The sequence below is a fragment of the Peribacillus frigoritolerans genome (assembly GCF_030676415.1).
GTDB lineage: Bacteria > Bacillota > Bacilli > Bacillales > DSM-1321 > Peribacillus > Peribacillus frigoritolerans_A.
In genome coordinates, this window is the sequence record NZ_JAUUTW010000011.1 from 107,796 (window position 1) to 123,458 (window position 15,663).

Sequence of the window (15,663 nt, forward strand, 5' to 3'; positions counted from 1 at the left end):
ACTCACCTTTACAAATGGATTAACATCATGAAAATTGCTCTAAACAGAACACATAATGACTAGTATGGCAACTTCTTTCAGTCTTCATTCATAAAAATGGCAAACTTCATAAATTTGTTTAACTTAATGAAAAAAGAGGAAAAGTAATAGAGTAAAAAATAAAAGGAGTGTGCAAAAATGATCCAAAACCAATTAAAAGAAAAAGTATTGAACATCATCCGTGATCATAAAATAGGAGTTTTATCTTCAGTTGAAAACAACAAACCACATTCACGCTATATGACATTTTTTAACGATGAATTAACTTTATACACACCAACGAGTGGAAAGACGGAAAAAATTGATGAAATTGAAAAGAATCCTAATGTCCATATCCTGATCGGCTATGATAATGAAGGATTTGGCGATTCTTACCTGGAAATCTCAGGTACCTCGAAAATAAACGATTCACAGGAACTGAAGGATAAATTATGGAATGGATCCTTTGAAGATTGGTTCGAAGGTCCTAATGATCCAAATTATATAATTCTCCAAATTAAGCCGGAAAGCATCCGATTGATGAACAACAACGGTGAACCTCCACAAGAATTATCATTATAAATCAGCATTATTTGTCATTCACGAGTAAATGGGCCAAATCTCGTTTATAATGCCAATTCACGAGTAAAACACCTAAACTCACGAGTAAAACACCGAAATTCACGAGTAAAACACCTAAACTCACGAGTAAAACACCGAAATTCACGAGTAAAACGCCGAAATTCACGGGTATTATACTAAAACTCACGACTATAATAAAAATGATTGCTAAAAAACCAGTAAAAGCCCGCACTCATATGATAGGAGTGCGGGCTTTTTCCCGATTACACCAACTCTGATTGGATATAATGCAAAATCAGATTGGCTGTATGCTTTAATGAAGAGACATGTGTCCGCTCGAAGGCATGTGAAGCATCGATCCCCGGTCCGATCAAACCATGTACGACATCATATCCTGCCCGGATCGCAGCGGAAGCGTCCGATCCATAATATGGATAGATATCGACGCGGTAGTCGACAGCATTTGCTTGGGCAAGTGAGACCAGGTGCTGACGCAGTTTATAATGATATGGACCTGAGGAGTCTTTTGCGCAAATGGAAACGCTGAATTCATCCGTCGATTGTCCATCACCGATCGCGCCCATATCTACTGCTAGATATTCGACTGTTTTCTCAGGGATATTGGAATTTCCGCCATAGCCGATTTCTTCATTGTTGGAAATCAGGAAATGGGTCGTATATGGCAATTTTATCTTTCCTGCGGAAATGAGGTCAATGATATGAAGGAGGATGCCTACGCTAGCTTTATCATCCAAATGCCTTGATTTCAAAAAGCCTGTGTCCGTCACTTCCACTCTTGGTTCAAAGGAGACAAAATCTCCAACAGAAATGCCTATGGCCTCCGTTTCCGCTTTGGTTTTTACGACTGCATCTATACGGACTTCAATAGTCTCATCATCCCGCTTGGCATCCCCGGCATTTTTATATACATGGACAGATGTCTGGTTGATTAAAATGGTGCCGGTGATAATGGTCCCATCAGCCGTATGGATTTTACAATACTCCCCTTCCACTGAATTCCAGCGGAAACCGCCGATCATCGTCAATTTAAGGCGGCCATTCGATTTGATTTCCTTTACCATGGCTCCCAGGGTATCAACATGGGCAGTAAGCAAACGATGTCTGCCATCATCTTCGCCTTTTAATGAAGCAAGTAGTGCACCTTTATTCGTGATCTGGTAAGGTACCTTCCTTTTCTCCATGAATTCGGCCGCGTATTTAATGGCTTGCTCCGTATAGCCGGAGGGGCTGGGTATTGATACTAACTCTTTTATGTAAGATACGATTTCTTTTTCTTCGATCACACTCAAGCATATCTCTCCTTTCCTCTTTGTTCATTATATCTTTTCATGGCAACTTTTAACATATTAAAAGACCGCCAAAAGGCGGCCCTTTAATAGCTTTAACTCATAAAAGCCATGACAGGCAAGATGGCCATAGCTAATGTTGTAATTCCATATAACGCTAAATTCTCCATATGCACTTTCCTTTTCCACTTATCGCGCCATACCTTGTATCTGTCCATATCTTCGTTTCTCATAAAAAAACCTCCTTCATGATGAAAGTTCAACTTACTTCAATTGTCTTTGTTTGTTGGACATTTCCTTCATATATTCCAAGAAGGCAATTCTCTTTTCGTCTGGATAGGCTGCAATGTCTGCAATGATTTCCTCTTCAAGAGGTTTCAGTAAACGGCCAACCGATTCAGTAAACAATATTTCTAACTCTCTCTTTGTTTCATTAGGATTTCTCACTTCCAACAATATCACCCTTCCAATTACTTACTATTATCTATATAACCTTTATCCACTTCATTGAAACGCAAAAAAATCGACCGCCCATAAAGGCAGCCGATAGTCATCAATTATTTGGTTACCCCGACATTATGCCACTGATATTGGCGGCCTGCGAGATAATCATAACCTGTAACGCGTTCATTCACTCCAGCCAATTGATAACGGAATAATGTCGGAATGACCGGAACCTCTTCATGGATCAATTCTTGCCACTCATTATACGTATCGATTCGATATTGATCATCGAAGGCTTCCTCTGAAATCCCTTTAGCAAGAAGCTCATCATTTTTTTCACTCACCCAGCGGGTATAGTTAAATTCTGCAGATCTGGACCATATTCCAGATGGATCCGGATCGGAAGCTACACCCCATGCAGCTTGATAAATATCAACTTTATCATTATCCTTTTTCAGCAGGTCGTAGAATGAATTGAACTCATGCAGCCTTCCATCCTGCAATTCGACGTCCAACCCTACTTGTTCCCATTGCTGGATATAATATCTTGCTAGTGGCTCAGAAACATCGGAACCGCTCATGGAAGCAAAGTTGATTTTGAACTCTTTTCCGTCAGCATCTTCGCGAATGCCATCATTATTCGTATCTACAAATCCTGCTTCATCCAAAAGTTCCTTAGCTTTTTCAGGATTATATTCATATGGTTTTAGGTCTTTATTGTTATATTTAAAGTTCGGGGTAATGACCGAGTTGGCAGGGAAGCGAAGGCCCTTGAACATCTTTTCGCCAACCTCTTCATTATTGATGGCATATGCCATCGCCTGACGAAGGCGTTTGTCACCGAATTTAGGATTTTCATCCATAACATTTTCTTCTTTTTCCTTATCATAATGACCGAAGTTGAAACCAATATAGGTATAAGCCAATTCAACTTTCCCCAATAATTCGACATTATCCAATTCCTTGGCTTGCTCATATTGCTCCGCCAGGACCTCCGCTACATCGAGGTCACCATTTTCAAGTGACTTGACGACAACAGACGGATTCACGACTTTTAATGTGACACTGTCCAATTTAGGTTCACCGCGATAATAATCTTTATTCGCTTCGAATTCGACCGCTTCCCCTTGTACGATTTTCTTCACTTTGAATGGTCCAAAACCAATCGGGTTTTTACGGATTTTATCCGAAGATTCCAAATCTGCAATCGGAACATCCTTTAAGTATTCTTTATGAAGCGGGTATGTCCATAATCCGGTCGTGACGGAAGGATTCGCTTTTTTGAATGTGAAAACGATTTTCTTGCCGTCGGCTTTAATGCCTGAAATCTTATCCGCTTTCCCTTCATGATACTCTTCCATACCCTCGATTAAAGCCATTTGTTCATCATAGCGGACACCTTTGTAATCTTTGCTTCCCATGACAAGATATGCATATTCCAAATCGGCACCAGTCACAGGTTTTCCATCATGCCAATTTACATTATCCTTAATCGTCAGCGTAACCGTTTTATGGTCGTCTGAAATCTCATAGGAAGCGGCACCTTCATTCGTGAACACATAGTTTTCGTCTGTATCCAATAAATCTTCATCATCCAGGAAAGTGATGATTTGGTGATCCGGTTCGCCTTGATAGAAAACTTTGTTTAATATCCCTTCAAACGGGGTATCGGATACCAAACCATATGTCAGATGGCCGCCTTCAATCGGCTCTCCTTGATTGGTCGTCTTTGTCGGGAATTTAGAGGTATCGACCTGTTCGACATCTTTCCCTTTTTTCTCTTTCGTTGACGATTTCTCCGTATCATTCGAACATGCAGCAAGCAGTAGAGACGAAATGGCCAATGCACTTAATACCTTACTGTAGCTTTTGACTTTCATATCATACACTCCCCTTTTTTATCCTCTTCTTTGTCTTGCATCGGCGGCGCGTTTTAACGCTTGACCAACGAAATTTATACTCAGCATCAACACTAAAATCATGAGTGATGCGGGTACCCATATCCACCACTTGTTTTCCAGAACATCTGGATTACGAGCATAACTGATGAGCGTCCCTAAACTCGGTGTGCTCTCCGGAAGACCGAACCCTAAAAAAGTCAAACTGGATTCTAGGCCAATATTGCCAGCAAGGTTCAAAATGAAGTTAACGATGATCAATGAACTGACATTGGGCAGAAGCTGAAACAGGATGATTTTCCAATGTGGCGTCCCGAGTGTCTGTGAGGCATGGATATAATCCAGCTCACGCTCAGACAAAGCCTTTGAACGAATCAGCCGTGCCTTTCCTGTCCATAAAAACATCGTCATGATTAAAATGAAAACATATACATTGAAGATCGGTACAATCGTGACTACAACGATGATGAACATCAATTGCGGAAGGGCAATCACGAAATCGATAACGCGCATGATCACATTATCGGTTGCCCCGCCGAAATAGCCAGCCAGAAGCCCTAATGATAAACCGATGATAGCCGTGAATAATGTAATGAATAAACTGATCGTGAATGAATTTCTCGTACCTATTATCAGTTGTCCGAATACATCCCGGCCGCCATAATCGGTTCCAAGCCAATAGTCTGAAGATGGTTCCATATAAATGGAGAGAAAATCGACCTTGGCTATTTCCTTGGCGTCCATGAAGAACGATGCACCGTAAACAAAAAGCAATATGGCTGCTAATATAATCAATGAGCCCATGGCAAGTTTATCCTTTTTGATTTCCTGCCAGATGATTTTGATTCCTGAAGGGCTCACATCGTTAACTTGTATGTTCTTTCCGGTTTCTACTTTCATTTCCATACGACTCACCCCGCTCCTATTCTATCCGTATGCGCGGATCGACCGCACTAAGTATGATGTCCGAAAGAAGAGTGCCAAGCAGAGTGGCAAATCCCGTCATCATGACGATGGCCGTAACAACGCTGAAATCCCGCAGACTGACTGAACTAAGGAAAAGCTGCCCAAGTCCCGGATAACTGAAAATGGTCTCGATTATGACCGCGCCGCCAATCAATCCTGTAATTTCATAACCTAAGAATGCTGCTATCGGTAAAAAGGAATTTCTCAGGATATGCCGTGAATATACTTTTGATTCAGGCACCCCCTTCGAACGCGCTGTCCTTACGAAATCCTTGATTTTATTATCGATGATTTCATTTCGCAAATATTGGATCGTACTTGTTGTTGCAATTAAAGCTGTACTTAAAGCTGGTAAAATCAAATGATTGATCTTGCTTACAACATAGGCGAATGTTCCTTCGTCCACCTTTGAATCGACACTGCCACCAGACGGGAACCAATCCAGGGCAAATCCGAAAACGAATAACATGATTAAAGCAAAAATGAAAATCGGCGTGCCAAACCCTACATAGCTATAACCCGTAACGGTTTTATCCACCCAGGTATCGTTATACCTTCCGCTAAGTATGCCTAATGGAATCGCAAGCATATATGTAAAGATCAGCGTGACCAACGCCAGGAACACCGTGTTCCAAAGCCTGTCTTCGATCACATCCATAACGGGCGTCTTATGTGTATAGGAAACACCGAAATCACCCTGTACTGCATTGGATGCCCACCTTATATATTGTTGGTACCAAGGGTCATTCAAACCCAGTTCTTCCCGGATCCTATCAAGCTCTGCCGGATTGGCCCTAGGGTTGATTTCCTGGCCTGACAGTGCATCTCCCGGCATTGCTTTTGCCATCATGAAAACGATGATGCTCAATAAAAAGAGCTGCGGGATCATAACTAATAAACGTCTTAGGATAAACTTCCACATATTCCTTCCACCTCCTTATTGTAATGCGACTCTATGTGTCGATGAGATTGGCTTCAAATCGTAAGCACGTCCATTCTCATCGAAATATTTTGAGTAGGTAGACTCATATTCTGAGGTGAGTTTTTTTCTAAGCTGCACTTTATTTTCGCGAACTTCCGGCTCTAAATCCGGAATGGCGGCAATCAGGCGCTTTGTGTATATATGTTGGGGATTTTCATAGATTTCCTCGCTTTTGCCTTCCTCTACCAATCTACCGCGATACATAACGCCCATCCGGTCACACATATGCCGGATTACGCCTAAATCATGCCCGACAAATAAATAAGTCAAATTGAACTCCTGTTGGAGATCCTGAAGAAAATTCAATACCTGTGCCTGAACGGAAACATCCAGTGCTGACACCGGTTCATCCGCAATGATCAGTTTAGGTTTCAATGTCAATGATCGGGCAATCCCAATCCGCTGGCGCTGCCCCCCTGAAAATTCATGGGGATACTTGTGAATCGATTCCGGACTGAGTCCGACTTTGTCCAAGAAGTCCTGTACGATTTTCTTTTCCTCTGAAGGTGATAACCGTTCGAAGTTCCTAAGCGGTTCGGCAATGATGTCCAGTACCCTCTTCTTGGGATTCAATGATGAATACGGGTCTTGGAAAATCATTTGGATATCTTTTCTAAATGGTTTAATTTCTCTTCTACTTAAAGATGCCAAATCCCTGCCTTCAAACAGGATTTGTCCGGATGTCACCTCATTCAGTTTGACCACTGCCTTGCCTGTCGTGGACTTGCCGCTTCCGGATTCCCCGACCAAACCATATGTTTCCCCTTGCTGTAACTCAAAGGAAACACCGTCCACTGCCTTTACGTGATCGACCACCCTTCTGAAAAAACCGCCCCTTATTGGAAAATGCACTTTCAAATTATCTACTTTGAGTAATGTCATGGGCCGATGCATCTCCTTCAGCTTGAAAATAAAATTCTTTATAGCAGGTACAGCGCACAAAATGATCGTTGCCCACTTCGTGAAGTAGAGGCGTCTCTTCATGCGCATGTTTAGGTACCCAAGGGATCCTATCTTGGAAGCGGCATCCTATCCGATCCATTTTCGCTATCGATGGAACGATTCCCTCGATAACATGCAAACGATTTTTCTCGTTTGCAGCCGAAGGAATCGAATTTAATAACGACCTCGTATATGGATGCAACGGATTGTTGAATATCTCTTTAACACTTCCCGTTTCCACTACCTGACCTGCATACATGACAACGATCCTGTCAGCGACCTCTGCTACGACGCTCAGATCATGTGTAATTAAGATGATCCCCATTTTTGTCCTGCTTTGGATATCTTTCAGCAGATCAAGTATTTGCGCTTGAATCGTAACATCGAGTGCCGTCGTGGGTTCATCGGCAATGACCAGTGCAGGGTTGCAAGCAATGGCAATCGAGATCATTGCCCTTTGCCGCATTCCGCCCGAGAGCTCATGAGGATATTGCTTGTACGTCCGTTCAGGGTATGGAATTCCCACTTGTGTCAAAAGTTCGATCGTCCTGTTCTTTTTTTCAGCACTGGAGAGTTCAGTATGGTAATCAAGATTCTCCTCGATCTGCTTTCCGATGGTCATGAGCGGGTTCAACGCCGTTAAAGGTTCCTGGAATATCATACCCAATTCCTTACCACGGACTTTATTCATTTGCACTTCATTCAACTTTAGTAGATTTTGACCTTTATAATTGATGTTTCCCTCGGATTTCGTTCTCTGCTTATTATGTAATTGCATGATAGATAAGGCCAATGCACTCTTTCCACAACCTGATTCTCCAACAACAGCTACAATTTCATTTTCATTCACCGTAAACGAAACATCATCCACCGCTGCATGATATTTGTTACCGATTCGAAATGAGGTAGTTAGGTTTTCTATTTGTAAAATAGCTTTCTTCATCCTTGCTCCCCCTAAACAATTTTATCGGGAAAATAATTAATCTTCTGATAATTATTTAAAATTTTAATCATTTTTTTACAATTATACAATAGTTTTTATTGAAAATAATCACATTTTTTTCATATTTTATAACTTTAGGAATAATTTTCTGCACTGAAAAATCGTTTCCTTTATAACTGTTATACAGTAAAGTTTTGAAGTCCGATTAATTGTAAAGAACCAACAATTTTAATTTTATTATTTTAAGATAACTATTTTAAAGTTCATACCTATTTATTGACCCTGTCGTTTTACGTACTGCAGAATGGTTCGAAGTTAATTATTTTAATATTTCAGAAAAGTTAGTATATTTGTAAGAATATCATAAAAAAGGTAATTACTTCATATATATTTCAATACTTTAAAAAAAACACCTAATTTTCATTAAATGCAATGAAACCTTTTTAAAACAGATTCGTAGAAAACGTAGAAAATAAATGATGAGGTGATTGAATGTATTCACAAACTGTACAAACATATATGCCGTCCGTCATGCGGACGTTCGCTTTATCACTTGCTGTTTCCGTTTTAGGGATGGCTCTCGGCACTTTTGTTCCGCCATCCTTGTTTCTTCCTTTAGCGATACTAGAGATCGCCATGTTGATTGGAGCATTCATATTGCGGAGGAAAAAAGCCATCGGTTACACATTTTTGTATAGTTTCACATTGATTTCAGGAATTACGACCTATCCGATCATTGCACATTACCTAGCAGCTGCAGGGGCAAATGTGGTGATCTTGGCAGGTGTTACGACGACAGTCGTATTTGGAGGACTGGCGGTTTATGCTACAACCACCAAAAGGGACCTTTCTTTCTTGGGAGGAATGTTATTTGCGGCCTTGCTAGCTTTAGTGGTCATTAGCATTTTCAACATTTTCTCTCCATTAAGCTCTACAGCCATGCTGGTCTTTTCCTTTATTGGGATTTTAGTTTTCAGTGGTTATATTTTATATGATTTCAATCGAATGAAGCATTACGGGGTAACAGCCGAAGAAGTACCGCTCATGGCCTTGAATCTATATCTTGATTTCATTAACCTATTCATTAACATCTTGCGCTTCTTTGGTATTTTAGCAAGCGATGACTAAAAGGCAAATAGAATCAAATCTTACAAGATATAACATAAGAAAAACGCTTGGACTTATCCAAGCGTCTCAGACTGTAGACAAACTCGATGAAAATCGAGTTTGTCTATTTTTATGGCTTGTACAATTTGGACGTTGATTTCCACTCCAGGCACTCGCTTTCCGCGGGCGGTCGGGGAGCCTCCTCGGCTTTCGCCTGCGGGGTCTCCCCTAGACGCGCTTTTCCCGCAGGAGTCTCGTACCTTCCGTTCCAATCAACTTTGTCTTACCTTTTAGATAGAACACTTTTGCCTGGAGTCATTTTTGTTTTAAAATAGAAGGATTAAAACTTGAGGTGATGAGGATGCTTTCTAAACATGATTCTATTCAGCGAGATCAACTTGAAATGATTACTTTAGATCAACTGGTGCCACCGAACCATTTGGTTCGTAAAATGGAGGCTGCCATTGACTTCACTTTCATTTATGACTTGGTGAAAGATATGTATTCAGAGGTAGGACGCCCAAGTATTGATCCAGTTATTTTAGTTAAACTGACTTTCATTCAATATACCTTCGGTATTCGTTCCATGCGTAAAACGATTGAAGAAGTTGAAACCAATATGGCTTACCGTTGGTTCTTAGGCTATGGTTTCCATGATAAAGTACCTCATTTCTCTACGTTCGGGAAAAATTATGAGCGACGCTTTAAAGATACAGACCTGTTTGAACAGATTTTCTATCGCATTTTAATGACAGCTGCTAATAAAAAGTTAATAAGTGCTGAACACGTTTTCGTGGATTCCACACATGTGAAAGCCAGTGCGAATAAACGGAAATTTGAAAAGAAAATCGTTCGTAAAGAAACGATTGAGCGTGTATTCGCAGATGCAAAAGAAAAGCATGGTATGCGTTGGACTACTTTAAGGGGACTTAAAAAATTGTCGATGCAAGCGATGCTTACTTTCGCTGCCATTAATTTAAAGAAGATGGCCACGTGGACATGGCAAGGTCCTAAAATGGCTTAACATAGTGGCTCGAAGAGCCCAAATCTCTTAACCTTTGGTCAAAATTTTTAATAGGGAATTTCAAAAGGGGTTCGGAATTTTTTAATTCCGAACCCCTTTTGTCTACAAACTGAGACGGCTTGGACTTATCCAAGCGTCTTTTTACATTTCATTCCCATACGGATAATATCATCGCTGAAAGAACCCTATTCATGAGAGTACTGATTTTCCCAAAACCCCTGTTGATGAATAAAAGACCAAATCACAATGTATTTGGCCTCAATCATTAATAAGAACGGCTGAAGGGATGCGTATCTTATTTATATAATCCTGGATTTGATTGATCGGCCCATGGCAGTTTCACACCGAAAGTACTTGCAATGAACTGTGTATCTTCCCTTCTTTTTTTCCTTATTTGGGCCCGTTGTTTTGCTGATTCATTTAAATTCATTTCCATCTCTGTTTCAGGAACCAAACGCGGAACCGGAATTGGTTTACCTTCTTCATTAATGGCAACAAATGTCAAGAAAGAAATGACGCATAAATTCCGATCTCCTGTAACTAAATCCTCTGCAATCACCTTTACGATGATTTCCATTGATGTTCTGCCCGTATAAGTCACGAAGCTTTCAAGGCAAACTGCATTTCCTTCGTGAATAGGGTGCAAGAAATCGACAGAATCAGTTGATGCCGTAACGACGTTGCTTCGCGCATGACGCATGGCTGATATAGCCGCTACATCATCAATGTATGCCATTAATTTCCCTCCGAACATCGTACCAATATTATTTGTATCCGGCGGGAGGACAAGGCTTGTTTTTATGACCAAAGAGTCCCGGCAATTTTTTATTTCTTCCATGGTGACTGCACTCCTTTATGTCTGATTTCTCACTAGTTCACTTTATCGAATTCTTACCTGTAAAGCAATTCACATGCTTATTTTCCTGCTTTTAGTCAAAATTATGCGGCTTATAATGAAGCCACCCACTTTCAATGCCCTTTTGGCCGCTTGCCTTGTTGCAGCTCACGCAGACTCAAGTCAAATGTCATTTGTAAATGCGGATAATCCTTGAACCCTGCCCAATCCCCTCCCCAATCAAAGCCTAACCCTTTAGCGATGGTTACGACTTCCATCCAATCTGACTTTCCATTATCGTTGCCGTCATAACGCATATCCCAAATGGCCTCGCCTTGTTTGTTAAGGAGGGCAAAATCTATCGCCAAACCGAAATTATGCAGCGACTCGCCACCTCTTGCATTCGTTACGATGTTCCCCGAGCCTGATCGGCCCTTTTCATAGAGTTCATTTTGCTCAGCTAAAGACCGGAACCCTGCCGTAATGATTACCGGGATGCCTTTGTCATTAGCCTGTTGAATGAGCTCGTCTTTTTTTTCGGCGACGATTGGATTCAGCTCGTCAGTCAGTTCGATTTCATCTAGATCAGGCGGAAGCATATACTTGAACAAGAGCCCCAGCAACAATCCGAAAAAGCCCAATACAAAACATGTCCTTACCCAAGTGGCTTTCACTGAAAAAATCCTTCCTTTACGATTATCTGTCTGAAAGTGAAAAACTCAACCAAAGACGGATGAGTTTTTCTTCTATTATATCTTTGCTTTCAATACTTCAATTTGCAATAAATGCCGTTTTTCATGTAGTCCCACAAACGGTATCCATTGCTTCAGGCTTAAATCTTTAAACAAAGGATGTGGAAAAGACTTTTGTTCGAGATCAATTTCCTTTGCATGGTCAACGACCTGTACAAAAGCCTTTCGGGATTCGGACAACTTATCCTTAACTTCATTCAAAGTTTGGTATGATTCTGAAGGAATGACAAATGGCGGGGCCTGGACCTTCACTTCACGATTTAAAGTAAGCTCGATCGGTTTATCCACAGAAGGAATGCTATCATCGCTTTTCAATTTATCGGAAATGCTCTTTGTTATGGCCCTCTCCATTAAATATAAATGATCCAAAACCTGGATGATGCTCCATCATCCTGTTTCAGGATGGCCGTTCAGCTGTTCATCCAATAGTCCGTTGACCGCATTTAAAAGTTCTTCCCTGATTTTTTCATTTTCATTCATTTTTAGCATCTCCTCTTAAAAGCCTCGCTAATCTCCTTTAATTATTCCATGTCCTATAGGAAAGTGTAAAATAATAATACTTTTTGACAGAAACGAACCGATTAAAAGTTTCTATTTTTTGAAAAGCTCTATGATAATCATAAAGGGAAAATTCATCAAGGATAGTCTAAATAGGAGTGATCGCTATGAGTGGAGGACATATTCCATTCAGCCACAAAGGCCGCAGTGCCATGCATGCAATACCCTCAAAAGGAAGCATATGGTTGATGCTCAAACAAATGTTCAATCGGGTCCCATCCAAATGGAAGTTTAGCACTTTGGTTTTATGTATCATGCTTTTCATTTCATTGCTTGAGTTCTCCATCCCCCAGTTGACGCAGTTTACGATTGATAAAATCATTCCCGAAAAAAATATGACTCGTTAATCTGGATTGGCGCAGGAATCCTTTGTGCTGCCATCTTATTGGCTTTACTGAACTACTTTAACAGCTATATCGTTTCCAAGGTCGGTCAAACGGCTATTATGGATATACGGAATAGCATGTATGACCATATTCAAACACTGGATATGAAATTCTTTGATAAAAACCGTACCGGAGACTTAATGTCCCGGTTGACCAATGATGTCAAAGATGTGTCACTGAAATCATTACGGGGACAAATAGGAATTGTTTCCCAGGATATCATTTTATTCAACGGTTCCATCCGTGATAACATCTTGTATGGCAAACTTGATGCTACAGATGATGAAATCATCGAATCCGCCAAAGCGGCAAATGCGCATGACTTTATCAGTGCCTTTCCTGATGGTTATGATTCTCAAATTGGAGAGCGCGGAGTCAAGCTCTCAGGCGGACAAAAACAGCGAATTGCCATTGCCAGGGCACTTTTGAAAAATCCGCAAATCATCATTCTCGATGAAGCAACGGCGGCCTTGGATACAGAATCCGAACATTTGATCCAGGAAGCATTGTCACGTTTATTGATAAACCGCACTTCAATAGTCATTGCACATCGTTTATCAACCATTCATGATGCCGATCAAATTATCGTTCTGGAAAAAGGGCAGGTTCATGAAAAAGGAACACATGAACAGTTATTGCAAAACAACGGCAGATACAAGCAGCTCCATGACTTGCAGTTCCCCCAACTAAAAGCCCTATCAAATTCCTAGCGACTTAGCAGGCAAAAATGCACAGAAAACCTTCCTGTGCATTTTTGCTTTCATTTGAAATCATAACTTTCCAAAACCCGATTCGCAATGAGTTGATACCCTTTTTCATTCGGATGTAACTTATCACTGAAATACTCCTTTTTCTTTTTATCTTCAAAAAGATCATTCGTAGGAATGAATAACATCCTTTTATCTTTATCCGCTATTCCCTTTATCGACTGGTTATAATCGCGAATTTGCTTTTCAAGTTTTTGATTGTTTTTAATTGGGTTATATAGTCCTACAACCAGAATATCCGCTTTATCGTTTGCCTCTATCAGTGTTGAGGTAATCTTTTTCAGATGGCTGATATACTCCCGTTTACCCTCATTGATTTTTCGGTCACTTATTTTCTCCAAGTCCCCTCCGTTACTATTGATCAAGTCATTCGTTCCAATATAAACGATGAAAGTATCGGCTTCATCAAGTTTCGTTTTAATGCGGTTATCATCAAGCTGTTTCATCACCCCATCCGTTTCCTGGCCTTTTATACCGTAATTCCAAAAACTCACTTTTTGTTCCGATTGCGGATTATTCAATTCATCCTCAAGGCCTTCTATATATCCTTCCCCACCCTTATCCCCTTTTCCATAAGTTAATGAATCCCCAAAAGCCATCACCCTTTGCACATCTTCCGACTGCGTGGACTGAAATTCATATGCAGCAAAACATATAACTAGTACTATAATCAATAAACCTGCCAATTTTTTCATTAGGTTCTCCTCTTGTCTTTTTACTAGAAGTATTTAATCTCTTACATACCCAAAAAACCTGCAGTCTTAACATAAAAAAAGAATTGTCAGATAAAGAGTAAAGAGTGTATGATAATATAAAAACTTTCAATGGATTGGGTGTCATATACCGTCCCTTCAACAAAAAACGGGGTACCCTTCATTCTGGAGATTGAATAAGTGATAGTTAGGAGTTTAAATCATGGAAGAGCACATAGGGTTTAGAGAGGCAGAACTATCTGATCTACCCAGAATTGTTGAAATATATAATTCGACAATTGCTTCAAGAATGGTCACGGCAGATACGGAACCTGTATCCGTCCAATCGAGGGTTAAATGGTTTGAGGAACATCATTCAGAAAGTCGACCGCTATACATCATTACTATAGAAGGGAAAACTGCTGGATGGATGAGCTTTCAATCTTTCTATGGCCGACCGGCATATGATTCCACTGCCGAAATCAGCATTTATATTGATGATTATTTCCGGGGAAAAGGAATCGGACAAATTTCGATTCAAAAGGCAATTGAATTGAGTCCAAAATTAGGTGTTAAGACTCTATTGGGTTTCATTTTCGCCCACAATACACCAAGCCTAAAGCTTTTTTCCAAATTCGGGTTTGAAGAATGGGCACATTTACCTCAAGTTGCAGAGCTGGATGGCATTGAGCGGGATTTGATCATTCTTGGTAAACGTGTCGATATTTAATATAATTCTTTAGAGCTATTGCCTTGAGCAGTAGCTTTTTCAGATTAATCGAGGTCGAATTGGCTAATTTAAAAATACCTATATGCTTTCTGGAGGGAAAAATATTCAGAATCCCTTTTACTTGCTAACGCATTTAATAGCGTATCCAATTCTTGACTGGCTTGAACAGTTAGCAGACTTGTTAAGCCGTAAATCGCTCCCAACTTTATCATTTCCTGTCTCTTTTCTTCTACTTTTTTTATAGTTACCTTACGGCAAGGCATTATAGTCACCTCCCATTTATTCAATATTTTTACACTTTCATCATAATGAAAACACTAGTTAAAATCAACTATTTTCCAGAAATAAAATGTGTTATTTTATTGGTCAAATGTGACAAAACACCTATTTCTTTATTTAATTATGTATATTTCGTGTCGTTTTCTATTAAACGCAAAAAAAAGCATCCACTAGTGTAGACTGCGAATGCTTACATCATATCCCTTATCCAAAAACCCAAAATATAGTATATCGCTTACTATGTCATCCATTCAGAAGGTGACTCGTTATTAGGTCTATTTATAACAATCTTATATTCATCTTCAAGTACTTTTAATGGGGCATCATAAAGGTGCCTTTCATCAGAGGTTTTGTATACTCCATTGGCCAATAGCTCTTCAATGAGTTTTGCCTTCCTCTGTTCAATCCTCTTAAATAATTCTGCCATATAAATGGCTCCTTTCCTAGTCTT

At 40.2% G+C, this 15,663-nt stretch carries 21 protein-coding genes; 6 read left to right on the plus strand and 15 right to left on the minus strand.

The genetic code is table 11. The annotated features are described in order from the left end of the window. The first annotated feature begins 177 nt into the window (after positions 1 to 177). Positions 178 to 600 (plus strand): pyridoxamine 5'-phosphate oxidase family protein, encoded by a 423-nt coding sequence (locus Q8G36_RS12800; RefSeq protein WP_305161267.1) that lies wholly within the window; start codon positions 178 to 180, stop codon positions 598 to 600. 7 nt (positions 601 to 607) lie between these two features. Here Q8G36_RS12800 and Q8G36_RS12805 read toward each other — a convergent pair whose 3' ends face one another. From Q8G36_RS12805 to Q8G36_RS12845, 9 genes are all read right to left on the minus strand, one after another. Continuing rightward, the gene (locus Q8G36_RS12805; protein WP_305161268.1) at positions 608 to 745 is read right to left on the minus strand and encodes a hypothetical protein; all 138 of its coding nucleotides are present in this window, start codon (positions 743 to 745) and stop codon (positions 608 to 610) included. Between the two features lie 118 nt (positions 746 to 863). Continuing rightward, entirely contained in the window at positions 864 to 1,904 is a 1,041-nt protein-coding gene (locus Q8G36_RS12810; protein ID WP_305161276.1) for a M42 family metallopeptidase, read from the minus strand. 98 nt (positions 1,905 to 2,002) lie between these two features. After that, positions 2,003 to 2,140, minus strand: coding sequence for a hypothetical protein (locus Q8G36_RS12815; protein ID WP_305161269.1), 138 nt, complete (start codon positions 2,138 to 2,140; stop codon positions 2,003 to 2,005). 31 nt (positions 2,141 to 2,171) lie between these two features. Then, positions 2,172 to 2,360, minus strand: coding sequence for a hypothetical protein (locus Q8G36_RS12820; RefSeq protein ID WP_095390035.1), 189 nt, complete (start codon positions 2,358 to 2,360; stop codon positions 2,172 to 2,174). A 104-nt stretch (positions 2,361 to 2,464) separates the two neighbouring features. Next, a complete protein-coding gene (gene opp4A, locus Q8G36_RS12825; protein WP_305161270.1) occupies positions 2,465 to 4,231 on the minus strand; it encodes an oligopeptide ABC transporter substrate-binding protein in 1,767 nt (588 codons plus the stop codon). Positions 4,232 to 4,249: 18 nt separating this feature from the next. Next, positions 4,250 to 5,149, minus strand: a complete 900-nt coding sequence (locus Q8G36_RS12830; RefSeq protein ID WP_054400497.1) for an ABC transporter permease — start codon at positions 5,147 to 5,149, stop codon at positions 4,250 to 4,252. Between the two features lie 22 nt (positions 5,150 to 5,171). After that, positions 5,172 to 6,137 (minus strand): oligopeptide ABC transporter permease, encoded by a 966-nt coding sequence (gene opp4B / locus Q8G36_RS12835; RefSeq protein WP_034314271.1) that lies wholly within the window; start codon positions 6,135 to 6,137, stop codon positions 5,172 to 5,174. Between the two features lie 15 nt (positions 6,138 to 6,152). Further along, positions 6,153 to 7,079 (minus strand): ABC transporter ATP-binding protein, encoded by a 927-nt coding sequence (locus Q8G36_RS12840; protein ID WP_305161271.1) that lies wholly within the window; start codon positions 7,077 to 7,079, stop codon positions 6,153 to 6,155. After that, the gene (locus tag Q8G36_RS12845) at positions 7,057 to 8,082 is read right to left on the minus strand and encodes an ABC transporter ATP-binding protein (RefSeq protein ID WP_305161272.1); all 1,026 of its coding nucleotides are present in this window, start codon (positions 8,080 to 8,082) and stop codon (positions 7,057 to 7,059) included. Before Q8G36_RS12845 ends, Q8G36_RS12840 begins: the two co-directional genes overlap by 23 nt. 492 nt (positions 8,083 to 8,574) lie before the next feature. Here Q8G36_RS12845 and Q8G36_RS12850 point away from each other — a divergent pair, with 492 nt between their 5' ends. Together Q8G36_RS12850 and Q8G36_RS12855 are read left to right on the plus strand one after the other, a co-directional pair. Then, the gene (locus Q8G36_RS12850) at positions 8,575 to 9,210 is read left to right on the plus strand and encodes a Bax inhibitor-1/YccA family protein (RefSeq protein WP_305161273.1); all 636 of its coding nucleotides are present in this window, start codon (positions 8,575 to 8,577) and stop codon (positions 9,208 to 9,210) included. A gap of 340 nt (positions 9,211 to 9,550) precedes the next feature. Continuing rightward, the gene (locus Q8G36_RS12855) at positions 9,551 to 10,213 is read left to right on the plus strand and encodes a transposase (protein ID WP_305275071.1); all 663 of its coding nucleotides are present in this window, start codon (positions 9,551 to 9,553) and stop codon (positions 10,211 to 10,213) included. 295 nt (positions 10,214 to 10,508) lie between these two features. Here the strand turns inward: Q8G36_RS12855 and Q8G36_RS12860 are convergent, their stop codons facing one another. The 3 genes from Q8G36_RS12860 to Q8G36_RS12870 all read right to left on the minus strand — a co-directional run bounded on the left by Q8G36_RS12860 (position 10,509) and on the right by Q8G36_RS12870 (position 12,181). Beyond that, positions 10,509 to 11,051, minus strand: coding sequence for an acyl-CoA thioesterase (locus Q8G36_RS12860; RefSeq protein ID WP_305163028.1), 543 nt, complete (start codon positions 11,049 to 11,051; stop codon positions 10,509 to 10,511). Between the two features lie 131 nt (positions 11,052 to 11,182). Next, a complete protein-coding gene (locus tag Q8G36_RS12865) occupies positions 11,183 to 11,722 on the minus strand; it encodes a M15 family metallopeptidase (protein ID WP_370694144.1) in 540 nt (179 codons plus the stop codon). Between the two features lie 75 nt (positions 11,723 to 11,797). After that, positions 11,798 to 12,181: a DinB family protein gene (locus tag Q8G36_RS12870; protein ID WP_336622965.1), complete on the minus strand. Its 384-nt coding sequence runs from the start codon at positions 12,179 to 12,181 to the stop codon at positions 11,798 to 11,800. A 284-nt stretch (positions 12,182 to 12,465) separates the two neighbouring features. Between Q8G36_RS12870 and Q8G36_RS12875 the strand changes: the two genes are divergently transcribed. Then, positions 12,466 to 12,705, plus strand: coding sequence for a hypothetical protein (locus Q8G36_RS12875; RefSeq protein ID WP_305163029.1), 240 nt, complete (start codon positions 12,466 to 12,468; stop codon positions 12,703 to 12,705). Between the two features lie 38 nt (positions 12,706 to 12,743). Further along, positions 12,744 to 13,454 carry an ABC transporter ATP-binding protein gene (locus Q8G36_RS12880; protein ID WP_305163030.1) on the plus strand — a complete coding sequence of 237 codons (711 nt, stop codon included), beginning with the start codon at positions 12,744 to 12,746 and terminating at the stop codon, positions 13,452 to 13,454. A gap of 50 nt (positions 13,455 to 13,504) precedes the next feature. Here Q8G36_RS12880 and Q8G36_RS12885 read toward each other — a convergent pair whose 3' ends face one another. Beyond that, positions 13,505 to 14,206 carry a GDSL-type esterase/lipase family protein gene (locus Q8G36_RS12885; protein ID WP_305163031.1) on the minus strand — a complete coding sequence of 234 codons (702 nt, stop codon included), beginning with the start codon at positions 14,204 to 14,206 and terminating at the stop codon, positions 13,505 to 13,507. Between the two features lie 220 nt (positions 14,207 to 14,426). Between Q8G36_RS12885 and Q8G36_RS12890 the strand changes: the two genes are divergently transcribed. Continuing rightward, on the plus strand, positions 14,427 to 14,933 hold the full coding sequence (locus Q8G36_RS12890) for a GNAT family N-acetyltransferase (RefSeq protein WP_305163032.1): 507 nt from the start codon (positions 14,427 to 14,429) through the stop codon (positions 14,931 to 14,933). Between the two features lie 68 nt (positions 14,934 to 15,001). Here the strand turns inward: Q8G36_RS12890 and Q8G36_RS12895 are convergent, their stop codons facing one another. Both Q8G36_RS12895 and Q8G36_RS12900 read right to left on the minus strand, forming a co-directional pair. After that, positions 15,002 to 15,196 (minus strand): aspartyl-phosphate phosphatase Spo0E family protein, encoded by a 195-nt coding sequence (locus Q8G36_RS12895; protein WP_305163033.1) that lies wholly within the window; start codon positions 15,194 to 15,196, stop codon positions 15,002 to 15,004. A 254-nt stretch (positions 15,197 to 15,450) separates the two neighbouring features. Continuing rightward, entirely contained in the window at positions 15,451 to 15,639 is a 189-nt protein-coding gene (locus tag Q8G36_RS12900) for a Fur-regulated basic protein FbpA (RefSeq protein WP_034314291.1), read from the minus strand. Positions 15,640 to 15,663 lie beyond the last annotated feature (24 nt).